Genomic DNA, 16849 nt, shown 5'->3' with positions numbered 1-16849 from the left:
CCCTAAAAAGGCAAATAAAAGCCCAGAATACTAATAGCCCATATAGCTTGCTCACAAATGATTATAAATGCCAACAACAATGCTCCTGCCACAATTAAATTAATAGTATAAGACATATTTTTATCTGTAACCATATTGCTTATCTTAACAGACAAGGGCATTAAAAATGAATCAACGCTTCTCATGAAATCAGTACCATCAAATAAGTGTAAAAATAAAAATATGAATCTCAAAACAAAGAAAAAGATAAGAGCAAAAAAAACACTTCTCAAGATCCCCCAAACTTCAATAATAAACAATATAACAAATGTAGAAAGTTTATAATCACCGTAAGATAACATTCTCTCAACTATTGAAAGAGTAATTAAAGCTGCAATTGGTGAAAAATCATATATACCAAACCGAAAAAATCGAATCCTTCTAAAAATCGATAAAAATGGCTCTGTTGAATTATATATAAATCTAAAAAAAGCACTAGTATTAATTCCTGAGGATACAAGCCAACTAAGAAAAATTCTAATCAAAATTAAAATTCTATAAATGTTTAAAAACAAAATTAAAGTCTCTATTATCACAACTAATCCTCCTAATCAAACCAAATATCCTCCACTATTTCATGACATCTTAACTCATTAAGTTTAAACTCATCAGGCTTAAAATTTAAGGTTAAATCCATTTTAAGTTTCAAGCTTTTATCATCATTTTTTAAATAAAGATAAACATGTGAAAACCCGGTATGATCTTCAAGATTAAAGATTTTATCCTTTAGAGAATAAAGAAGATGAGAATCACCGAGTCTTTCATTAGAAAATTTAATATGAAGATTATTAATCTTATTCTCATTATTTACAGAAATTTCTTCAATACTTAAAACTTTTTCAACAATTATTGAAAATTTATCTCTCTCAAATCTAAGCTTACCTATAACACCAATCACATCACCTTCAATCAATAAATGATTATATTTTTCATAACTTGCAGCAAAAACTATAATGTCCATCTCACCTTTAAAATCTTCAATAACTCCAAAGGCCATCCTAGCATTATTTCTCTTAGTACGAATAACCCTTACCACATTTAAACTACCAGCAAATTTAACAGTAGTATCTTTTTTCACAGCAAGATCTTCTAAAACATTAAAGTTTGTAAAGCGTTCTAGTTCGGGTTTATAATGGTCAAGAGGATGCCCAGATACATAAAAACCTAAAAGTTCTCTCTCAAATCTTAAAAGTTCAGGATAAGAATATTCCTCAAATACATGATAATTAAAACTTTGCTGAATAGCGTCTTGAGAGCCAATAGAGCCAAACAAACTATTCTGACCAAGTTTTTTATCATTCCTATCTTTTATTACAAAATCTATTAATTTATCAAGATTTTCAAAAAGTGTTTTTCTATTTTGACCAAGACTGTCAAAAAGTCCAGACTTTATTGCAGCCTCAAGAAATTTTTTATTTATAACCTTATCATCCACTCTTCTAATAAAGTCTTCAAAAGATTTATATTCACCATTTTCTTGCCTCTCAGTAATTATAAGATCAACTATTAAACCACCGATATTCTTAATCCCATTAAGACCATAAGAAATATTCAATCCCACTACACTAAATTCTTTAAAAGACTGATTTATATCGGGTTTTAAAACATTGATCCCCATCGACTTCGCTTCTTCAATATAATAAGACAGCTTTTCAGTATTATTAATCTCATTTGTCAAGTTAGCAGCCATAAAATTCTCAGGATAATTGGCCTTAAGATATGCTGTTTGATAAGCTATTAAAGAATACGCAGCTGCATGAGATTTATTAAAGCCATAACCAGCGAAGGGTTTTAAAAGCTCAAATATGTCATTTGCAAGAGTTTCATCATAACCTTTACTAAGAGCACCTTTTATAAAGTCGACCTTCATTTTGTTCATCTCATCTTCTTTCTTCTTCCCCATTGCACGTCTTAAGATATCTGCTTTTCCAAGAGAAAAACCACCAATAATCCTTGCAACTTCCATTACCTGTTCTTGATAAACAATAACTCCATAAGTTGGCTTTAAAACTTCTTTTAAATCTGGATGAGGATATCTAATCCGCTTAGTCCCTGTCTTAGCCGCAATAAATTGAGGTATAAACTGCATAGGACCTGGTCGATAGAGTGCATTTAAAGCAATTAAATCTTCAATACTGTCAGGTTTTGCCTCCCTTAAAACTTGCTGCATACCTTCAGATTCAAATTGAAAAACAGAAGCACTACGTCCCTCAGAAAGCATTTTGAAAGTCTTAACATCACTATCAGAAATATTAGCAATGCTAAAATTAGGATTAGTAATCCTAATAAGATTTTCTGCATTCTTTATTAAAGTCAATGTCTTAAGTCCAAGAAAATCCATCTTTACAAGACCACAATCTTCTAACAAGTCCATGGTATACTGTGTAGAAACTGTGTTTTGCTTATAATCCTTATAAAGTGGAACATAATCTGTTAAAGGAGTTCTAGCAATCACAATACCTGCCGCATGAGTTGAGACATATCGATTCATGCCTTCAAGAACAAGCGCCGCTTCCATCAACTCATTATAAACAACTCCCTTATTTAAATATGCCTTTAGAGCTTTATCTTTGAAAACTTCTCTTAAAGAAACTTTTGGACCATCGGGAATAAGCTTAGTTAGTTCATTAGATTCTGTAAAAGGAATATCTAGCACTCTGCCCACATCTTTAAATACAGCCTTAGGCTTTAAGGTTCCAAAAGTAATTATCTGTGCAACCTTATCCTCACCATATTTTCTTGTAACATACTTTATAACTTCATCTCTACCTTCAAAGCAAAAATCAATATCAAAATCAGGCATGGACACACGTTCAGGATTTAAAAATCTCTCAAAAAGTAGATTATATTTCAAAGGATCAATATCAGTAATTCTAAGAGCATATGCAACAATAGAACCAGCCCCAGAGCCACGCCCAGGACCAACGGGAATACCATTATCATGTGCAAATTTAATAAAATCCCAAACAATTAAAAAATACGCTTCAAATCCCATCTTGATGATTGTTGAGAGTTCATAAAAAGCACGATCTTTAATACTATCAGTTACATTTGCATATCTAAACTTTAAACCTTCAAGTGTTAAATACTCTAAATATTGACTAAGAGTATCAAATTCACTAGGTACTTGATATTCAGGAAAAATAGGACCTGGAAATTTAATCTCAAACTCATTACATTTTTCAGCAATTTTTAAAGTATTTGCTAAAGCTTCTGGCAAATCCCTAAAGAGTTTACACATCTCCTCTTGGGTTTTAAGATAAAACTCATCAGTCTCCATTTTAAGTCTATTAGGATCACTTCTCTTAGCACCCGTTCCAATACAAACAATAATATCTTGAGCTGTTGCATCTTCTTTATTCACATAGTGAGAATCATTAGATACACTCAGTGAAACATTAAGCTCTCTAGAATAAGCAACTAATTTTTCATTAACTATATCCTGTTGTTTAATCCCATGACGCTGAAGTTCAAGATAAAAATCATCACCAAAAACACTCTTAAACCAAAGAATTTCATTCTTTGCATCATCAAATTTATTTGCAAGAATCAATTGAGGAATAATCCCACCAATACATGCAGACGTACAAATAAGTCCTTCAGAATATTTTTCAATATCTTCCTTATCAATCCTTGGACGATAATAAAATCCCTCAAGATAAGAAACACTTGTCAATTTCAATAAATTCTTATAGCCTAATTCATTCTTTGCAAGAAAAATTAAATGATAATAAGGTCTTCCAAGCTCATCATTCTTTTTTATATGCTTTGAGGTACTTGACATGTAAGCTTCCATACCAATGATGGGTTTTATTCCTGCCCCTTTTGCTTCTCTATAAAACTTCATAGCACCAAAAAGATTGCCATGATCTGTTAATGCAATATGGGACATATTACATTTTTTCGCCTTCGCCACAATATCTGTAATCTTGGCCGCTCCATCTAAAAGAGAATAATCTGAATGTACATGCAAATGAACAAACTTAACTTTTAAATCCATACTTACACTTATTTTACCAAAATAAAACTTGATTTTTAATAGATATACCTTAACCTAAACCAAAATATTAAATATAATAAACCTTTAAATATTAAACTTAAACCACTTAAAAAATAAGATTAAAAAGAATAATGAATTACACAATTATTCAAAAATACTAATACCCTGATTTTCACATTCAACCACTATTTTTTTAACAGATTCAAGTTTACTAACAATTTCATCTGATAAACCTTCAGCTTGTACCAAAAAATCCTTTGCGCGCCTCAAATCGATATCATCAGAACTATCTTGTGCAAATACTTTTACTATCTCAACAACAAGTTTATGAATATTTAAATAACAAGAATAAATATCTTCCCAAACTGCTCTAACTTTGGAAGCCCTTGGAATAAGTCCCTTATAAAACAATCCAAATCCATGTTTCATAGGATCAGTTTGAATGGGCATTCTCTTTTGATTTTCAACAATTGCTCTTACGATACTCATCCAAGACATCTGTTCTGAAATGCTAAATTCCAATTCTTTTAAAAATTCATCATTAGAATACATAAAAATTTCAGAACTAGACAAAGAATCACAATTCCTTGCTAAATAAGAAACACTAGCTTCAACATTCTCAAGCTCACCAATTAACGTTGAAAATTCATTTTGCTGACTAATAAAATGTTTAAATAAATCTCCAAGAGAGATAAGCTCTCCAATCAAATTTGAGAAAAAATTATCAATATCTAATTGTAACTCCTTAATATTTTTAGAAATTAAATCCTTAGATACTTGTTCAATTTCCTTAACAGAAATCATACTCATAACACTCTTTGCCTGATCTGAGAGCCGTTTAATCTCATCAGCAACAACAGAAAAACCTTTTCCATACTCTTTTGCTCTTGCTGCTTCAAGCTTAGCATTAAGAGAAATCATATTAGTTGCACCTAAAAAACTATTGATGGTCTCCAAACTTCCTTGCACACCTACAATAACAGCACTAACTCTTTTCAATTTTTCTTCATTATTCTTCTCAATATCTTCAAAAATAACACTCACTTGACTACGAGCATTATTTGTCTTCTCAATAAGCGATTCAAAGATCTTACCAATATTCTCAAAGTTAAAGAATAAGTTTTTATATAAAAATTCAATACGAACTAATACATTACTAATAGAAGACCTAGCATGATAAAATCCTTGTATCATCTCTTTAACAGGAACCTTATATTCACACATATTTAAAGATTGATTATCATTTTCTATATTTTTCAAAGATTCATTCTTAAATGAATTAGACATATCAGATTTTTTCTTACCAAAAAATGAAAATTTATACATGAAAAGATTTTACCACAAAAAATAATTTTCTAACAACATCAAAACAACTTAATTTAATGATCCTTTAAAAGATAATAAATTAAGAAGAAATACTGACAAAAAATATTTTATCACGAATTTTTAAAATTAAATTTAATATATAAATTATATTCTCCATATCTCCAAGAAAATTGCATATATTAAAAAATAACAAATTTTACTTATTTTTAACTAAAGAATACTTACCGTGCAGTTTATTATACTCAAATAAAACATCTTCATAAGAGAAAAATTTCATAAAAATATTAATAAAATTTTCTAACTTCTCTTTAATCACTGGCAAATAAAAATCATTATCAAGTTTAAAAATATCATCTGCATCTAATATAATTAAGTCTCCATCTTGCTTTAAAATAGTTCTTTTGGGTTGCCAAAAAAGAACATTAACCTTACCACTTCGAATCACAAACCGCTTAAGTTCATACTCAAGATCAACATGCTCTGCTCTTGCCTCAATAATACCAGTAATAACACACCTCTCATAATCTAATCTCTTAATAAGAACTGCATCTGTAAGTATGCCTTTCCCTGAAATATCAAGGGGAAATTGTTCTTCAATTTCATATTGTTTATTAAATGGCAGATTAGCTATTTTTCTTAAAAGATTAAGAAGTATATACTTTTTACTCATACTTCTACTATTTGGTCTAAGACAAGGTATTTTCATTCTATATTCAAGCTCATCAAAGAAATATTTAACTAATCTTTTCATCGAAATTGCCTTTTTAATATCACTTTCCTTCATCTTATCCCCCTAACAAAATATCTTAAAAGAATTCACATACCAACTATACTAAATATATGAAATACATTAAATAAACCAATCAAAATAAAATGACTTAAAAATTAAAGACATGCTTTTACTAAACCTACAAAAAGCTTAGACGGATTTTCCAATCTTGTAATAAGCTCAGGATGAAATTGACAACCCACAAAAAACTTATTCTTTGGTATTTCCATTATTTTCACTATTCGAAAATCTTCAGAAAATCCAGACACAATAAGTCCATGATTATTAAACGAATCAAGATAATCATTATTAACTTCATACCTATGCCTAAATCTTTCAACGATCATCTCACTTCCATAAAGTTTAAAAGCAAGGGTATCTTTCTTTAATAAAACAGAATAACCTCCAAGTCGCATTGTAGCACCCTTATCTGTAAATTCCTTTTGCTCAGGCAATAAGTGAATAACAGGGGTTATAGAACTGCATATAGAATTACCTTCAGATAAAATCTCTTCAGTATCAGCATCAAATATTCCACAAACATTACGCGCAAACTCAATTACTGCAAGTTGCATGCCAAGACAAATACCAAGAAAAGGAATATCATTCTCACGAGCATATTTAATTGCACGAATTTTACCTGCATATCCTCTCCCCCCAAATCCACCAGGCACTACTATACCATCTATACCCTTTAACATCCTTTCATCAAAATTAGTACTATCAATTACAGTTGTTTTAACTAAAATATCTAAATTAGCAGACACATGGGTTAAAGACTCAAATATTGATGCATAAGAATCACCAAGCTCAGTATATTTACCACAAATAGCAATATTTACAATCCTTTGAGGAGAAACAAGATTCCTCTTTATTATACCTACTAATCGCTCAAGCCCATCCACCTTAGGCTTAACATTTATTTTTAACTTTGAACCCAAAATTTCGTGTAATCCCTGTTTATAAAAAGATATGGGTATTTCATAAATAGTTGAAACATCAGTATTATCAATAATGGATAAAGTATCAACATTACAAAACATTGCTATTTTTTGTCTCATCTGTTTTGTTAAGAGTTGAGAACTTCTTGCGATAATTAAATCTGGAAAAATTCCAGCTTTATTTAAAGTCTTTACACTCTGCTGAGTAGGCTTAGACTTTTGCTCATTTATTCCAACAGGACTTGGAATATAAGTTAAGTGCACAAAAGCAATATTATCACTCCCAATCTCATATCTTATCTGTCTCATTGTTTCAATAAACAAAATATTTTCCATATCCCCTACAGTACCACCAATCTCAATTACTAGAAGTTCACTGCTCTCTTCTTTGGCAATTTTAAAAATTGTCTCCCTAATCTCATCAGTAACATGAGGAATAAGCTGTACAGTTCTCCCTAAATATTTCCCATGCCTCTCATTTTCAAGAATATTCTTATATATTTTACCCATAGTAATATTCCAATTAGACTTAGAATTCAGATTTAAAAATCTTTCATAATGACCAAAATCCATGTCAACCTCTCCACCATCATCAAGAACAAAAACCTCTCCATGCTCAACAGGATTTATAGTACCAGGGTCAGTATTTAGATAACCATCGCATTTAATTGGTGTTATCTTCAAATTATCCTTAAATAACCGTGCGATACTTGCAGATGTAACTCCTTTACCTATTCCAGAAATCACACCACCTGTTACCACCAAAATTTTTAAATTATCTATCATTAAAATCCTCCAAAAAAAATAAGTTTAAACAACCAATACCAATGATTAAAAATCACATTAAATCAAAATCTTTAACACCACAACAATCTTGTAAGGTTAATGTATAATTACAAAAAAATTTATAAATTTAAGAATAATATTCTCTTTATCCTTACAAAAATAAATTTCCCACATAATACAATTTATGAATAAACAAAAATTACTTTTAAAATATCATTTTAATAAAAAATAGTAGCTATGAAAATCAACATTCACTCAATTCAAATAAATATATAACTACTAAATCTTAAAAACGAAATACGTACACAAAAATAGTTAAAAATGCCAACAAAAAAAAGAACAACACTGCAAAAAAAGATATGACTCCCGCTAAAATGCTCAAATTAACTTTAGTATTTAAGTTTCCTAAATTTTTAAGAATGAAATATGCACAAAAATAAATAAATCCTGCAAAAAGCATACAAATAAATTTAATAAAATAATACTCACCCCAACCACCAAAATCGTTCCCAACTTTAAATAAATAGGTATTAACAAAAAATATAACAAAATAAAAAAAGACAACCAATAATGTAAAAAACAAGCTTCCAATGACAATAGCTCTAAAAAAAGGATAATTTTTAAATATAATTCTAGATAACAAAAATATAGGAAATCCGACGAAATAGATAACACAAGTCTCTTTAAAAAATGAAAAAACAAAATATAAGGAAAGATAATTTATTTGATTTCCCACAAAAAAATTCTTATCCAATAACACAGTTAAATTTAGACTTATATAACAACAAATAATTAAAAACAAAGGTAAAATAAATAAAAATTTAACCAAAACAAACAAATATCTCTCTAGAGTAGAAACAGGCAGAGATAAATAAAATACATCTTTAAGCAAATCATGAATCGGCTTATAATGATCAAACATATTGTATATTGACACAATATACACAATACAAAACAAAACGAAAAAAAATAATTTGCTATTAATAAAGACAAAATTAATTAAATTAGTAAATCCATAAATTTTTAAAAAAAAATAAATTAAAGGAAAAACTAAAAAAATTGAAAAAACAAAATACAAATATAATTTTCTATGATAGACAAAATCAAAATTAAATAACAAAAAAAATCTTTTTAAACTAAACATTAGCTAAATCCTTTAATTTATTGCTAGTGATATATAAAAAGAAAAACTCAAGGTCAACATTATCATCGCAAAAACCACTCTCAAAATAAAGCGCCTTAAAACCACCTTTTACTTTCTCATAATAAAGCTCTTCCCCTTCTAATTTATCTACAATCTTAACTTTATAGCTATTATTAATATAAGAAACTGAATTCGAAAAAAGAATATTATTATTACCAATAATGGTTAAATGATCTACAATATCTACTAAATCTCTAACATTATGCCCTGTAACAAAAACTATTTTGTTTTTAAAATTACTTATAATATCTCTAAAAACATTCTTTGAAGCAATATCAAGACCATTTGTTGGTTCATCAAATATCAAAATAGGAACATCTGTAGCCAAAGAAAAAGCAATAATACTCTTTTTTCTTTGGCCGTAAGAAGAAGAGCCAAACTTTAGATTAATATCTATCTCAAATTTCAACAAGTACTCTTTAAAATCTTTTTCACTAAAATTTGGATAAAACTTACACAAAGACCTATAATAATCATTTAAAGAAACACTGGGTAAATCAAATTCTTCAGGCACAAAAAACAAATTCACTAAATTTAAAGGATTTCTTGGAAAAACTTTTAAAGAATTAAATAAAACTTCTCCTTTTAATGGGTTTAAAAGCCCACTAATAAGCTTAAGTAAAGTAGTTTTTCCCATTCCGTTCTTGCCAAGAATCAAGTAAGTCTGTGGCTTTGAAAAAGCTAAATTCAAGTCCAAATAAACTTTGATCTTACGATAAGAAAATGAAACATCTATAAATTCTATTTTCAATAAAAATTCTCCTTTATGTTAAATTGTAAAAAGAGTCCATAATAAATACAATAATAAAACACTAATTTTTCAAAAAAGATTTATAAATAAATAGAGAAAAATTAACATAAAGTCTCGCGCTAAGATGCCAAACTTTTAACATAATTTTTGGCAAAATCTGAATCTCACTAAACCTAGCTCCCTTAAGACTTGCATAATAAATTTGAAATTCCTTAGAATTTTGAACCTCATTAAGAACAGAAATAAGTTTTGCTTTATGCGCCTTATAAACAAGTCGATCTTTAATGTGCCAACCTATAATATAAATCTGCTTAAAAGAAATATAATAATAAAGCTGCAAATAAAATCTTTTATAATATTCAAAATACTTCTCAAAAATTCCTTCTTCCTTTAAAAAACTTTCCACAACCTTAAATGATAAAGAAACCTTACTAATTACATTAATTGATGAACTGGCACTTCTCATCCACTGAAAGTTAGTATAAAAATAATTATTTACAAAAGAAACTTTATCTGCCTTTAAAAAAACATGAAGCATGAAAACTATATCTTCTAATATTATATCATTTACTATGATATCATTTTTTACAATTAAATCTCTTCGAATCAGTTTATCCCACAATGTACCCACAACAAAATTTTTCTTAGAAAAGCTAGCAAAAACAGTTAATAATAAATTTTTAAAAGCCTCTTCCCCAGTTATTGGATAATTTGGAAAAGGAAGTGCAGATCTTCTTTTAATATTTCTTGCAATAAAGTAAACGTAAAATTGAGAACAAACAACATCTGAATTATCGGCCTTTGCCCTATTATATAATACCTCAAGCATAGTATTCTCAACAGAATCATCACTATCCCAATAAATTATATATTCTCCTTCTGCCTTTTCAAGGCCATTATTCCTAGAGGCAGCTATTCCTAGATTTTTTTGATTAATAATTTTCACACAATCATACTGATCAGCATATTTTTGAGCTATCTTTAAACTATTATCGTAAGAACCATCATTCACAAGTATAATTTCTTTATCTCTTAATGTTTGATTAAGAGCACTCTTTATCATAACTTCAAGGGTACTATCAGAATTAAAAAAACAAATAATCACAGAGACCTTGTACTTACACATAAAACCCTCCAAATAAATACCAATCTTAACAAAAAGCCTGGATTAATAACTAAATATACTAAATATTCTTAATTACAAGATATAAGGAAATATTGCATAGTATAGTTAATAAGCTTACATGATTTTAAATATATTTTCCAACAAATTCGATATAAATACTATATAATACAAAATACAAATTAAAGAAACAGATAATCGACTCAAAGAATAAGGAGTTTAAATGCTAAAAATAATTAGCCTTGGAGGTGGAATAATCAATCCTGACAAAATTAACATAGAATATATTAAAAATCTTAAAAATCTTATTTTCAAATGGGTACAAGAAGATAATAGAAGAAAAATTATCTTAATTACAGGAGGAGGAAAAACGGCAAGAGAATATCAAGATGCTTATAAACAAATTAATCCTAAGTTTAAAAATCATGAACTTGATGAGATTGGAATAATGGCAACCAAACTAAATGCCAAACTTATCAGCAAAGCAATGCAACCACTCTGCATTGACAATATTGTAAGCGATCCAACTCAAGATTTTCATTTTAAAGGACAAATAGTAATTGCATCAGGATGGAAAGCAGGATTTTCAACAGATTATATTACTGTAAAGTTCGCCGAAAAGTTTAAAGCAGATGAAATAATTAATTTAACCAATGTAAATCAAATTTATGATAAAGATCCAAAAAAATTTGATGATGCAAAAGGATTAAGCAATATTACTTGGAATGAATTACAAAATATTGTTGGAAAAAACTGGGAGCCTGGTTCAAATTTACCGTTTGACCCAATAGCAACGAAGCTAGCACTAAAGCTTGGTATCAAAGCTTACATATTAAATGGAACTGATCTTCAAAACTTAAAGAAAGTTTTTGATAAAAATGATGATTTTTTAGGAACTATTGTAGTAAAATAAAAACTATTGCCGGTATGGCGGAATTGGTAGACGCGTCAGACTCAAAATCTGATGAGGGTAACCTTGTGTCGGTTCGACTCCGACTACCGGTATTAATTTATTTTAATAAGAAACAATATTTACCAGCGGAAAGACTACAAATAAAAACCAGCTGCTAAATAATATTAATAAATCTAATAAAATAAACCTGAATTATTGATACTAAACCTTTTAAAGATAAAATTTTAAGTATTAAGTCTCTTAATAGCATCCTTATAAATTAAAACAAGATTCATAAGTTCACTCTCATCAATATACTCATTGGTTTTATGAGCTGTATTATCTGAGCCTTTAAATAATGGACCAAAAGCAACGCAATTTTTTAAAGCTCTGGAATAAGTTGCACCACCAATAGCAATAGGACTAACATTACTCTCACCTGTAAAGGCTTTATAAACTTCAATCAAAGACTCAATAAACTTTGAATCAGAATCAACATAAAGAGGATCAAGAAAAGAAACTTCATGATAATCTAAAGAATATACATTTAAAGTTCTTTTTATCAAATCCACTAATTCTTCTCGTCTACAACTTACAGGATATCTCATATCAAAAGATAAAATTTGATTAGATGTCTTAGACAATTTAACCTTTGTCAAGCAAAGAGTAAGTTGTCCAGATTTCGAATCTTCTAAAACTTTACCGAATAGTTTCTCACCATTAATAGTAAAACTGATCCTATCTTCAAAAAAGTTAATAAAATTGGCTTTTACACCTAAAGATTTAATAATCTTTAGTGCATAAGGAGCAACATTAACACCAAGTTCAGGTAATGAAGCATGGGCAGAAATTCCATGAATTAAAACACTGTTCTCAAAAAATTTATATCTAATCTTACCACCAAAACTGTCAAGTAAAATTCTAAAATCATCTTTATTAAAATCACCAAGCTCAAAAGAACACTCATCAGGAATCACATTATATCCAGTTCCAATCTCAAAATCCATAAAAAACTTCTCATCACTAATAATATCGAATTGCAATAACCCTTTCTCAGCATTAACAACAGGAAAATCACCATCGGGTGTAAAAGCAAAATCAGGAATCTCTTCCTTAATTTTATATTGCTCAATACAACGCCATGCCACCTCTTCATCTGTTCCAAAAATTATCCTAAACCTTTTATTAAAAAAAATCCCCTCTAAGACTAATAATTTAAAAGCATAAAGAACAGCCATCAAAGGCCCCTTATCATCTAGAATACCCCTAGCATATATTTTGCCATCTCTAAAATCAAGTTTAAAAGGATTTGAATTCCAATTAGACACATTGCCAGCATCAACAATATCAATGTGGGCTAAAATACCTATAAGTTCATCACCCTGCCCTATATCAGCAAAACCATAATATCCATCACGATCCCTATAAACTTTAAAACCAATATTTTTAGCTATTTCCAAAACTTTATCTAAACATAAATCAATTTGTTCCCCAAAAGGCCTATTTTTCAAAGCAGAAGCGTTAACACTATTAAATTTTATCAACTCTCCTAAATGGAAATAAAATTGTTTTTCTAACTTAAAATCCATAAAACTAAACCTTGAGCACAAATTTAAGACAACTTAAAAATAAAAGCTAAAATATTTTTGATATTGTTCGCATAAGAGTGTCGGGATTGAAAGGTTTAACAAGCCAACCAGTAGCACCAGCTTTACGCCCCTCATCAACTTTTGACTGTTCAGATTCAGTAGTTAAAACAAGTATTGGAACAAAACTTCCAAACTCCCTTATCTGTTTAATCACCCCTATTCCATCCAAGTTAGGCATATTGATATCCGTAATAATTAGATCAAAATCTTTATCACTCTGTCCAACGGCTTCCTTAAACTTAGATACACCCTCTAACCCATCTTGAGCCTCAGAAACTCCAAAACCATTCTGCTCTAAAATGTAAGCAACACTTTGCCTAATGGCCCTATTGTCATCTATAACCAAAATCCTTTTTTGCATGTAACGCTCCTAAAACCACATAAAAAGTATACAAAAGTTAGAATAAAATTACACTACCCTCATCAAATGAATGAACATCCTTTTCATCCTCGATAAGAGACAATAAATATTTTTTATGAATAAACAAAGTAAACCTATTAGCAATTCTGCGAATAAATTCCTTATCTTCAATTTCAACACACTTAAGACCATTTTTCAATAACTCTAAATCAAGAGTACTATTAATATCATTGTCCATTTCCATTAAAGTCTTTTCAAGATTTAAAAGATCCATTCTCAAATTCTTAATATTATGAATACCTAACTTTACTTCTTCAAATATTTCTAAAAAATCAACTGGAAAGATTTCATAGGATAATACCTGATCAAGAGCAATCTTTTTTATCTCAAAAATATTATTCTTTATCTCCATAAAAAGCTTTTTAAATTTGTTAAAATAATTTCTTTCAAGATAAAATCTATTATCGCAATCTTTCACAACTTTTTCAAAGAAAAATATTATTTGGGACAAAAACTCTCGTCCTTTGGTAATATTTAGCTCAATATCACTAATAATTTTTGACATTTCAGAAATATTACCTTCCATATCCTCAAGTTCAACCCTCTTTACAACCTCTATTTTGGAAGCTATATTAATATTTTGAAACCTAGAAGAGATAGCTGAAATATTTGAAAACATTAATTCCAAAGATTTAACAAGCTTAATCTGTTCATAATAAAGATTTAAAAAATTAGAATTATTTTTTTCAACATCATCAATCCTTTTAAGTAAATTCGATAAAATCACGGAAAAAGATTCAACTGATCTTGAAATATCAATATATGAAGAATTATCTGACTTTAAATCATTAATGACCTGAATAGAAGAAATCGATGTGTCAATAAATTCTTCAAAAGCCCTCAAATTTTCATCCAACTTAGCAATAACATCTCCAACTATCATTTTGGATGAATTTGTAAAAACAGATAAGACTTTTAACTTCTGAACCTCACTTGTATCTCTAAACTTAAAAACATCAATGCTTGAATACATAATATTTAGATGATACAAAGACTGAGTAAGTCTATCTTGAAACTGTAGATAAGACACAGCATTTACAAACTTAAATTTAAACTCACTAAGTATACCTAATATGTTATCATAAAAGGCAATAACTTCGCCAATACCCCCTGAAAATTCATCTATATTTTTAATCAAATTATCTTTAAATTCTTCAAGAATTTTATTCTCAGCCGTATTATTTTCAAGTACCTGATCCTTAGCACGATCAAGTCCAACTTTAATATCTCTACCCCTACTAGTTAGCTGATCTGCTTGCTTAATCATAGATTGAGTTAAAGTCTTAATCTCATTTGTAATATAAGAAAAAGCACCTCCTGCTCTCCCAGCCCTCATGGCAACAGTCAATGTATTAATCGACATTATTTCCATATCAATAGAACTTTTTTTCATCTTTTCAATTACATCTTCAAGAATCTCTATATCTTTAACCTTATCTCTTATCACGCCAAACTGTGCTTCAAGCAATTCAGTTGAAGAATTAAAATAAGATACAAAATCATTCAATACCCTTATTACTTTAGAGATAAAGTTATTCAAAGAATAATCATTATCAATATCAAGATTAGAAATAAACCCAATATTAAAAGATAAATCTTTAATATCTTTGGAAAGTTTTTCTATTAATTTAGGAATTGATTTACTTAAACTGGCATAAACTTGCCTTGAACGACTATCAAAAGCCTCAAGTTCAACAAATAATTTATTAATATGCGGATTAATATCCAGAAATTTACCATCATCTTCCATTAAGATCTCCTTAAAATATATTCAGATATTTTATTTAAAGGAAGAACCTTATCTACAGCACCTATTTTTATTGCCTCCATAGGCATTCCAAATACCACAGACGTTACCTGATCTTGCGCGATGTTATATGCACCACTTTTCTTCATCTCAAGCATACAACAAGCACCATCATCTCCCATTCCCGTAAGCATAACCCCAATAGCATTTTCTCCAGCATACATAGCCGCAGAACGAAACAAGACATTAACAGAAGGCTTATGTCTACTAACTAAAGGACCATCTAATAAATTAACAAAATAGTTCCCATTAGCATACTTCACAATTAAATGATAATGACCATTGGCAATTATTACAAGACCAGGCCTTAAAATATCTCCATCTTCAGCCTCTTTTACATCAATTTCAAGCTCATTATTCAAACTCTTTGCAAAAGATGTTGTAAAACCCCCTGGCATATGCTGAACAATAACAATTGGAGGAGAGTCTCTTTTAAAAAACTTTAAAAATACTCTTAAAGCCTCAGTACCACCAGTTGAAGAACCAACAAAAATAACTTTTCCGGTTTTATTTTTATTAATAACACCTTGATATTTCAGAATAACATCTGGATCATTCTTAGGAGCAACATTAATCACATCGGCAACCTTATAGCTTCTTGTTATACCAGAAATACTACCTTCAGATTTTTTACTCTCAGACTTAACAAAAGAATCAGGGGCTTTTATTCTCTTAGTCTCAAAAGAAACAATAAATTTATTACCAGCTAGTTTCTTGATCTCAGATTTTATTAAATCCAAATAATCACTTCTAAATAAATTAACTGTAAGTTTAAAGTTAAGTTTATTTATTATTAGTTTAATTTTATCTCTCTTAGATTCAAGAAAACCAAATTGTGGATAAACTTCATCTTCTGCTATAAAAATAACAGGAAGTGAGATATTATTAAGAACATTATTAAGAGCATTTCCAAAATGAGACTTGGCAGAATTTTCATCAACAATAACCAAATCAGGAAATTTTTGTAAAAAAACATTAATAAGGTTTAAAGAATTAGAACCTGGATTTAATATCTCAACATTTAAATCCTTAGAAAAAGCTCTAACAAAAACCTGTCTTATAAGACCTTGAATATCAATGATCAATATTTTCATTATAAAAGCCCAAAATATATTATGTTAAATATATTATGTTCAATCAT

The 16849-nt window shown here is 28.9% G+C and carries 13 protein-coding genes and 1 tRNA gene; 2 read left to right on the top strand and 12 right to left on the bottom strand.

Features of this window, described 5'->3' with window-relative positions; translation table 11 throughout:
* Positions 1-2: 2 nt before the first annotated feature.
* The 8 genes from BT0_RS02920 to BT0_RS02885 form a co-directional block, all read right to left on the bottom strand.
* Entirely contained in the window at positions 3-575 is a 573-nt protein-coding gene (locus tag BT0_RS02920; RefSeq protein WP_011772522.1) for a YggT family protein, read from the bottom strand.
* 11 nt (positions 576-586) lie between these two features.
* Complete coding sequence (gene dnaE / locus BT0_RS02915) at positions 587-4039, bottom strand: DNA polymerase III subunit alpha (RefSeq protein ID WP_011772521.1); 3453 nt, start codon at positions 4037-4039, stop codon at positions 587-589.
* A 144-nt stretch (positions 4040-4183) separates the two neighbouring features.
* Positions 4184-5365: a methyl-accepting chemotaxis protein gene (locus tag BT0_RS02910; RefSeq protein WP_011772520.1), complete on the bottom strand. Its 1182-nt coding sequence runs from the start codon at positions 5363-5365 to the stop codon at positions 4184-4186.
* Positions 5366-5561: 196 nt separating this feature from the next.
* Positions 5562-6149, bottom strand: coding sequence for a hypothetical protein (locus tag BT0_RS02905; protein ID WP_011772519.1), 588 nt, complete (start codon positions 6147-6149; stop codon positions 5562-5564).
* Positions 6150-6250: 101 nt separating this feature from the next.
* The gene (gene pyrG, locus BT0_RS02900) at positions 6251-7861 is read right to left on the bottom strand and encodes a glutamine hydrolyzing CTP synthase (RefSeq protein WP_011772518.1); all 1611 of its coding nucleotides are present in this window, start codon (positions 7859-7861) and stop codon (positions 6251-6253) included.
* A 286-nt stretch (positions 7862-8147) separates the two neighbouring features.
* Complete coding sequence (locus BT0_RS02895) at positions 8148-8798, bottom strand: ABC transporter permease (protein WP_236842848.1); 651 nt, start codon at positions 8796-8798, stop codon at positions 8148-8150.
* Between the two features lie 199 nt (positions 8799-8997).
* Positions 8998-9816 (bottom strand): ATP-binding cassette domain-containing protein, encoded by an 819-nt coding sequence (locus BT0_RS02890; protein WP_011772516.1) that lies wholly within the window; start codon positions 9814-9816, stop codon positions 8998-9000.
* Between the two features lie 61 nt (positions 9817-9877).
* Positions 9878-10942: a glycosyltransferase family 2 protein gene (locus BT0_RS02885; RefSeq protein ID WP_041178498.1), complete on the bottom strand. Its 1065-nt coding sequence runs from the start codon at positions 10940-10942 to the stop codon at positions 9878-9880.
* 220 nt (positions 10943-11162) lie between these two features.
* On the opposite strand from BT0_RS02885, the gene pyrH reads away from it, so the two are divergent.
* Together pyrH and BT0_RS02875 are read left to right on the top strand one after the other, a co-directional pair.
* Positions 11163-11852 carry a UMP kinase gene (gene pyrH / locus BT0_RS02880; protein ID WP_011772514.1) on the top strand — a complete coding sequence of 230 codons (690 nt, stop codon included), beginning with the start codon at positions 11163-11165 and terminating at the stop codon, positions 11850-11852.
* 8 nt (positions 11853-11860) lie between these two features.
* Positions 11861-11944: transfer RNA gene (locus tag BT0_RS02875), tRNA-Leu, on the top strand.
* A gap of 132 nt (positions 11945-12076) precedes the next feature.
* On the opposite strand, the gene BT0_RS02870 is transcribed toward BT0_RS02875, so the two are convergent.
* Genes BT0_RS02870 through BT0_RS02855 form a run of 4 tightly spaced genes read right to left on the bottom strand, consistent with a single transcriptional unit; the run spans position 12077 to position 16802 of the window.
* Positions 12077-13420 carry a Sapep family Mn(2+)-dependent dipeptidase gene (locus tag BT0_RS02870; protein WP_041178497.1) on the bottom strand — a complete coding sequence of 448 codons (1344 nt, stop codon included), beginning with the start codon at positions 13418-13420 and terminating at the stop codon, positions 12077-12079.
* Between the two features lie 46 nt (positions 13421-13466).
* Complete coding sequence (locus tag BT0_RS02865) at positions 13467-13841, bottom strand: response regulator (RefSeq protein ID WP_011772512.1); 375 nt, start codon at positions 13839-13841, stop codon at positions 13467-13469.
* Positions 13842-13878: 37 nt separating this feature from the next.
* A complete protein-coding gene (locus BT0_RS02860) occupies positions 13879-15651 on the bottom strand; it encodes a hypothetical protein (protein WP_011772511.1) in 1773 nt (590 codons plus the stop codon).
* A complete protein-coding gene (locus BT0_RS02855) occupies positions 15651-16802 on the bottom strand; it encodes a CheB methylesterase domain-containing protein (protein WP_011772510.1) in 1152 nt (383 codons plus the stop codon). Before BT0_RS02855 ends, BT0_RS02860 begins: the two co-directional genes overlap by 1 nt.
* Positions 16803-16849: the final 47 nt, after the last annotated feature.

Source organism: Borrelia turicatae 91E135 (assembly GCF_000012085.2).
In the GTDB taxonomy this organism is placed as follows: domain Bacteria; phylum Spirochaetota; class Spirochaetia; order Borreliales; family Borreliaceae; genus Borrelia; species Borrelia turicatae.
The sequence above is the reverse complement of the archived record's forward strand: the minus strand, read 5'-3'. Positions and strand labels throughout refer to the sequence as shown.

Excerpts from the sequence above, each read along its gene's own strand:
- BT0_RS02870 (WP_041178497.1), bottom strand. The coding sequence starts at position 13,420 with ATGGATTTTAAGTTAGAAAAACAATTTTATTTCCATTTAGGAGAGTTG.
- pyrH (WP_011772514.1), top strand. The coding sequence starts at position 11,163 with ATGCTAAAAATAATTAGCCTTGGAGGTGGAATAATCAATCCTGACAAA.
- BT0_RS02860 (WP_011772511.1), bottom strand. The coding sequence starts at position 15,651 with ATGGAAGATGATGGTAAATTTCTGGATATTAATCCGCATATTAATAAA.
- BT0_RS02905 (WP_011772519.1), bottom strand. The coding sequence starts at position 6,149 with ATGAAGGAAAGTGATATTAAAAAGGCAATTTCGATGAAAAGATTAGTT.
- BT0_RS02885 (WP_041178498.1), bottom strand. The coding sequence starts at position 10,942 with ATGTGTAAGTACAAGGTCTCTGTGATTATTTGTTTTTTTAATTCTGAT.
- BT0_RS02910 (WP_011772520.1), bottom strand. The coding sequence starts at position 5,365 with ATGTATAAATTTTCATTTTTTGGTAAGAAAAAATCTGATATGTCTAAT.
- BT0_RS02865 (WP_011772512.1), bottom strand. The coding sequence starts at position 13,841 with ATGCAAAAAAGGATTTTGGTTATAGATGACAATAGGGCCATTAGGCAA.
- dnaE (WP_011772521.1), bottom strand. The coding sequence starts at position 4,039 with ATGGATTTAAAAGTTAAGTTTGTTCATTTGCATGTACATTCAGATTAT.
- BT0_RS02855 (WP_011772510.1), bottom strand. The coding sequence starts at position 16,802 with ATGAAAATATTGATCATTGATATTCAAGGTCTTATAAGACAGGTTTTT.
- pyrG (WP_011772518.1), bottom strand. The coding sequence starts at position 7,861 with ATGATAGATAATTTAAAAATTTTGGTGGTAACAGGTGGTGTGATTTCT.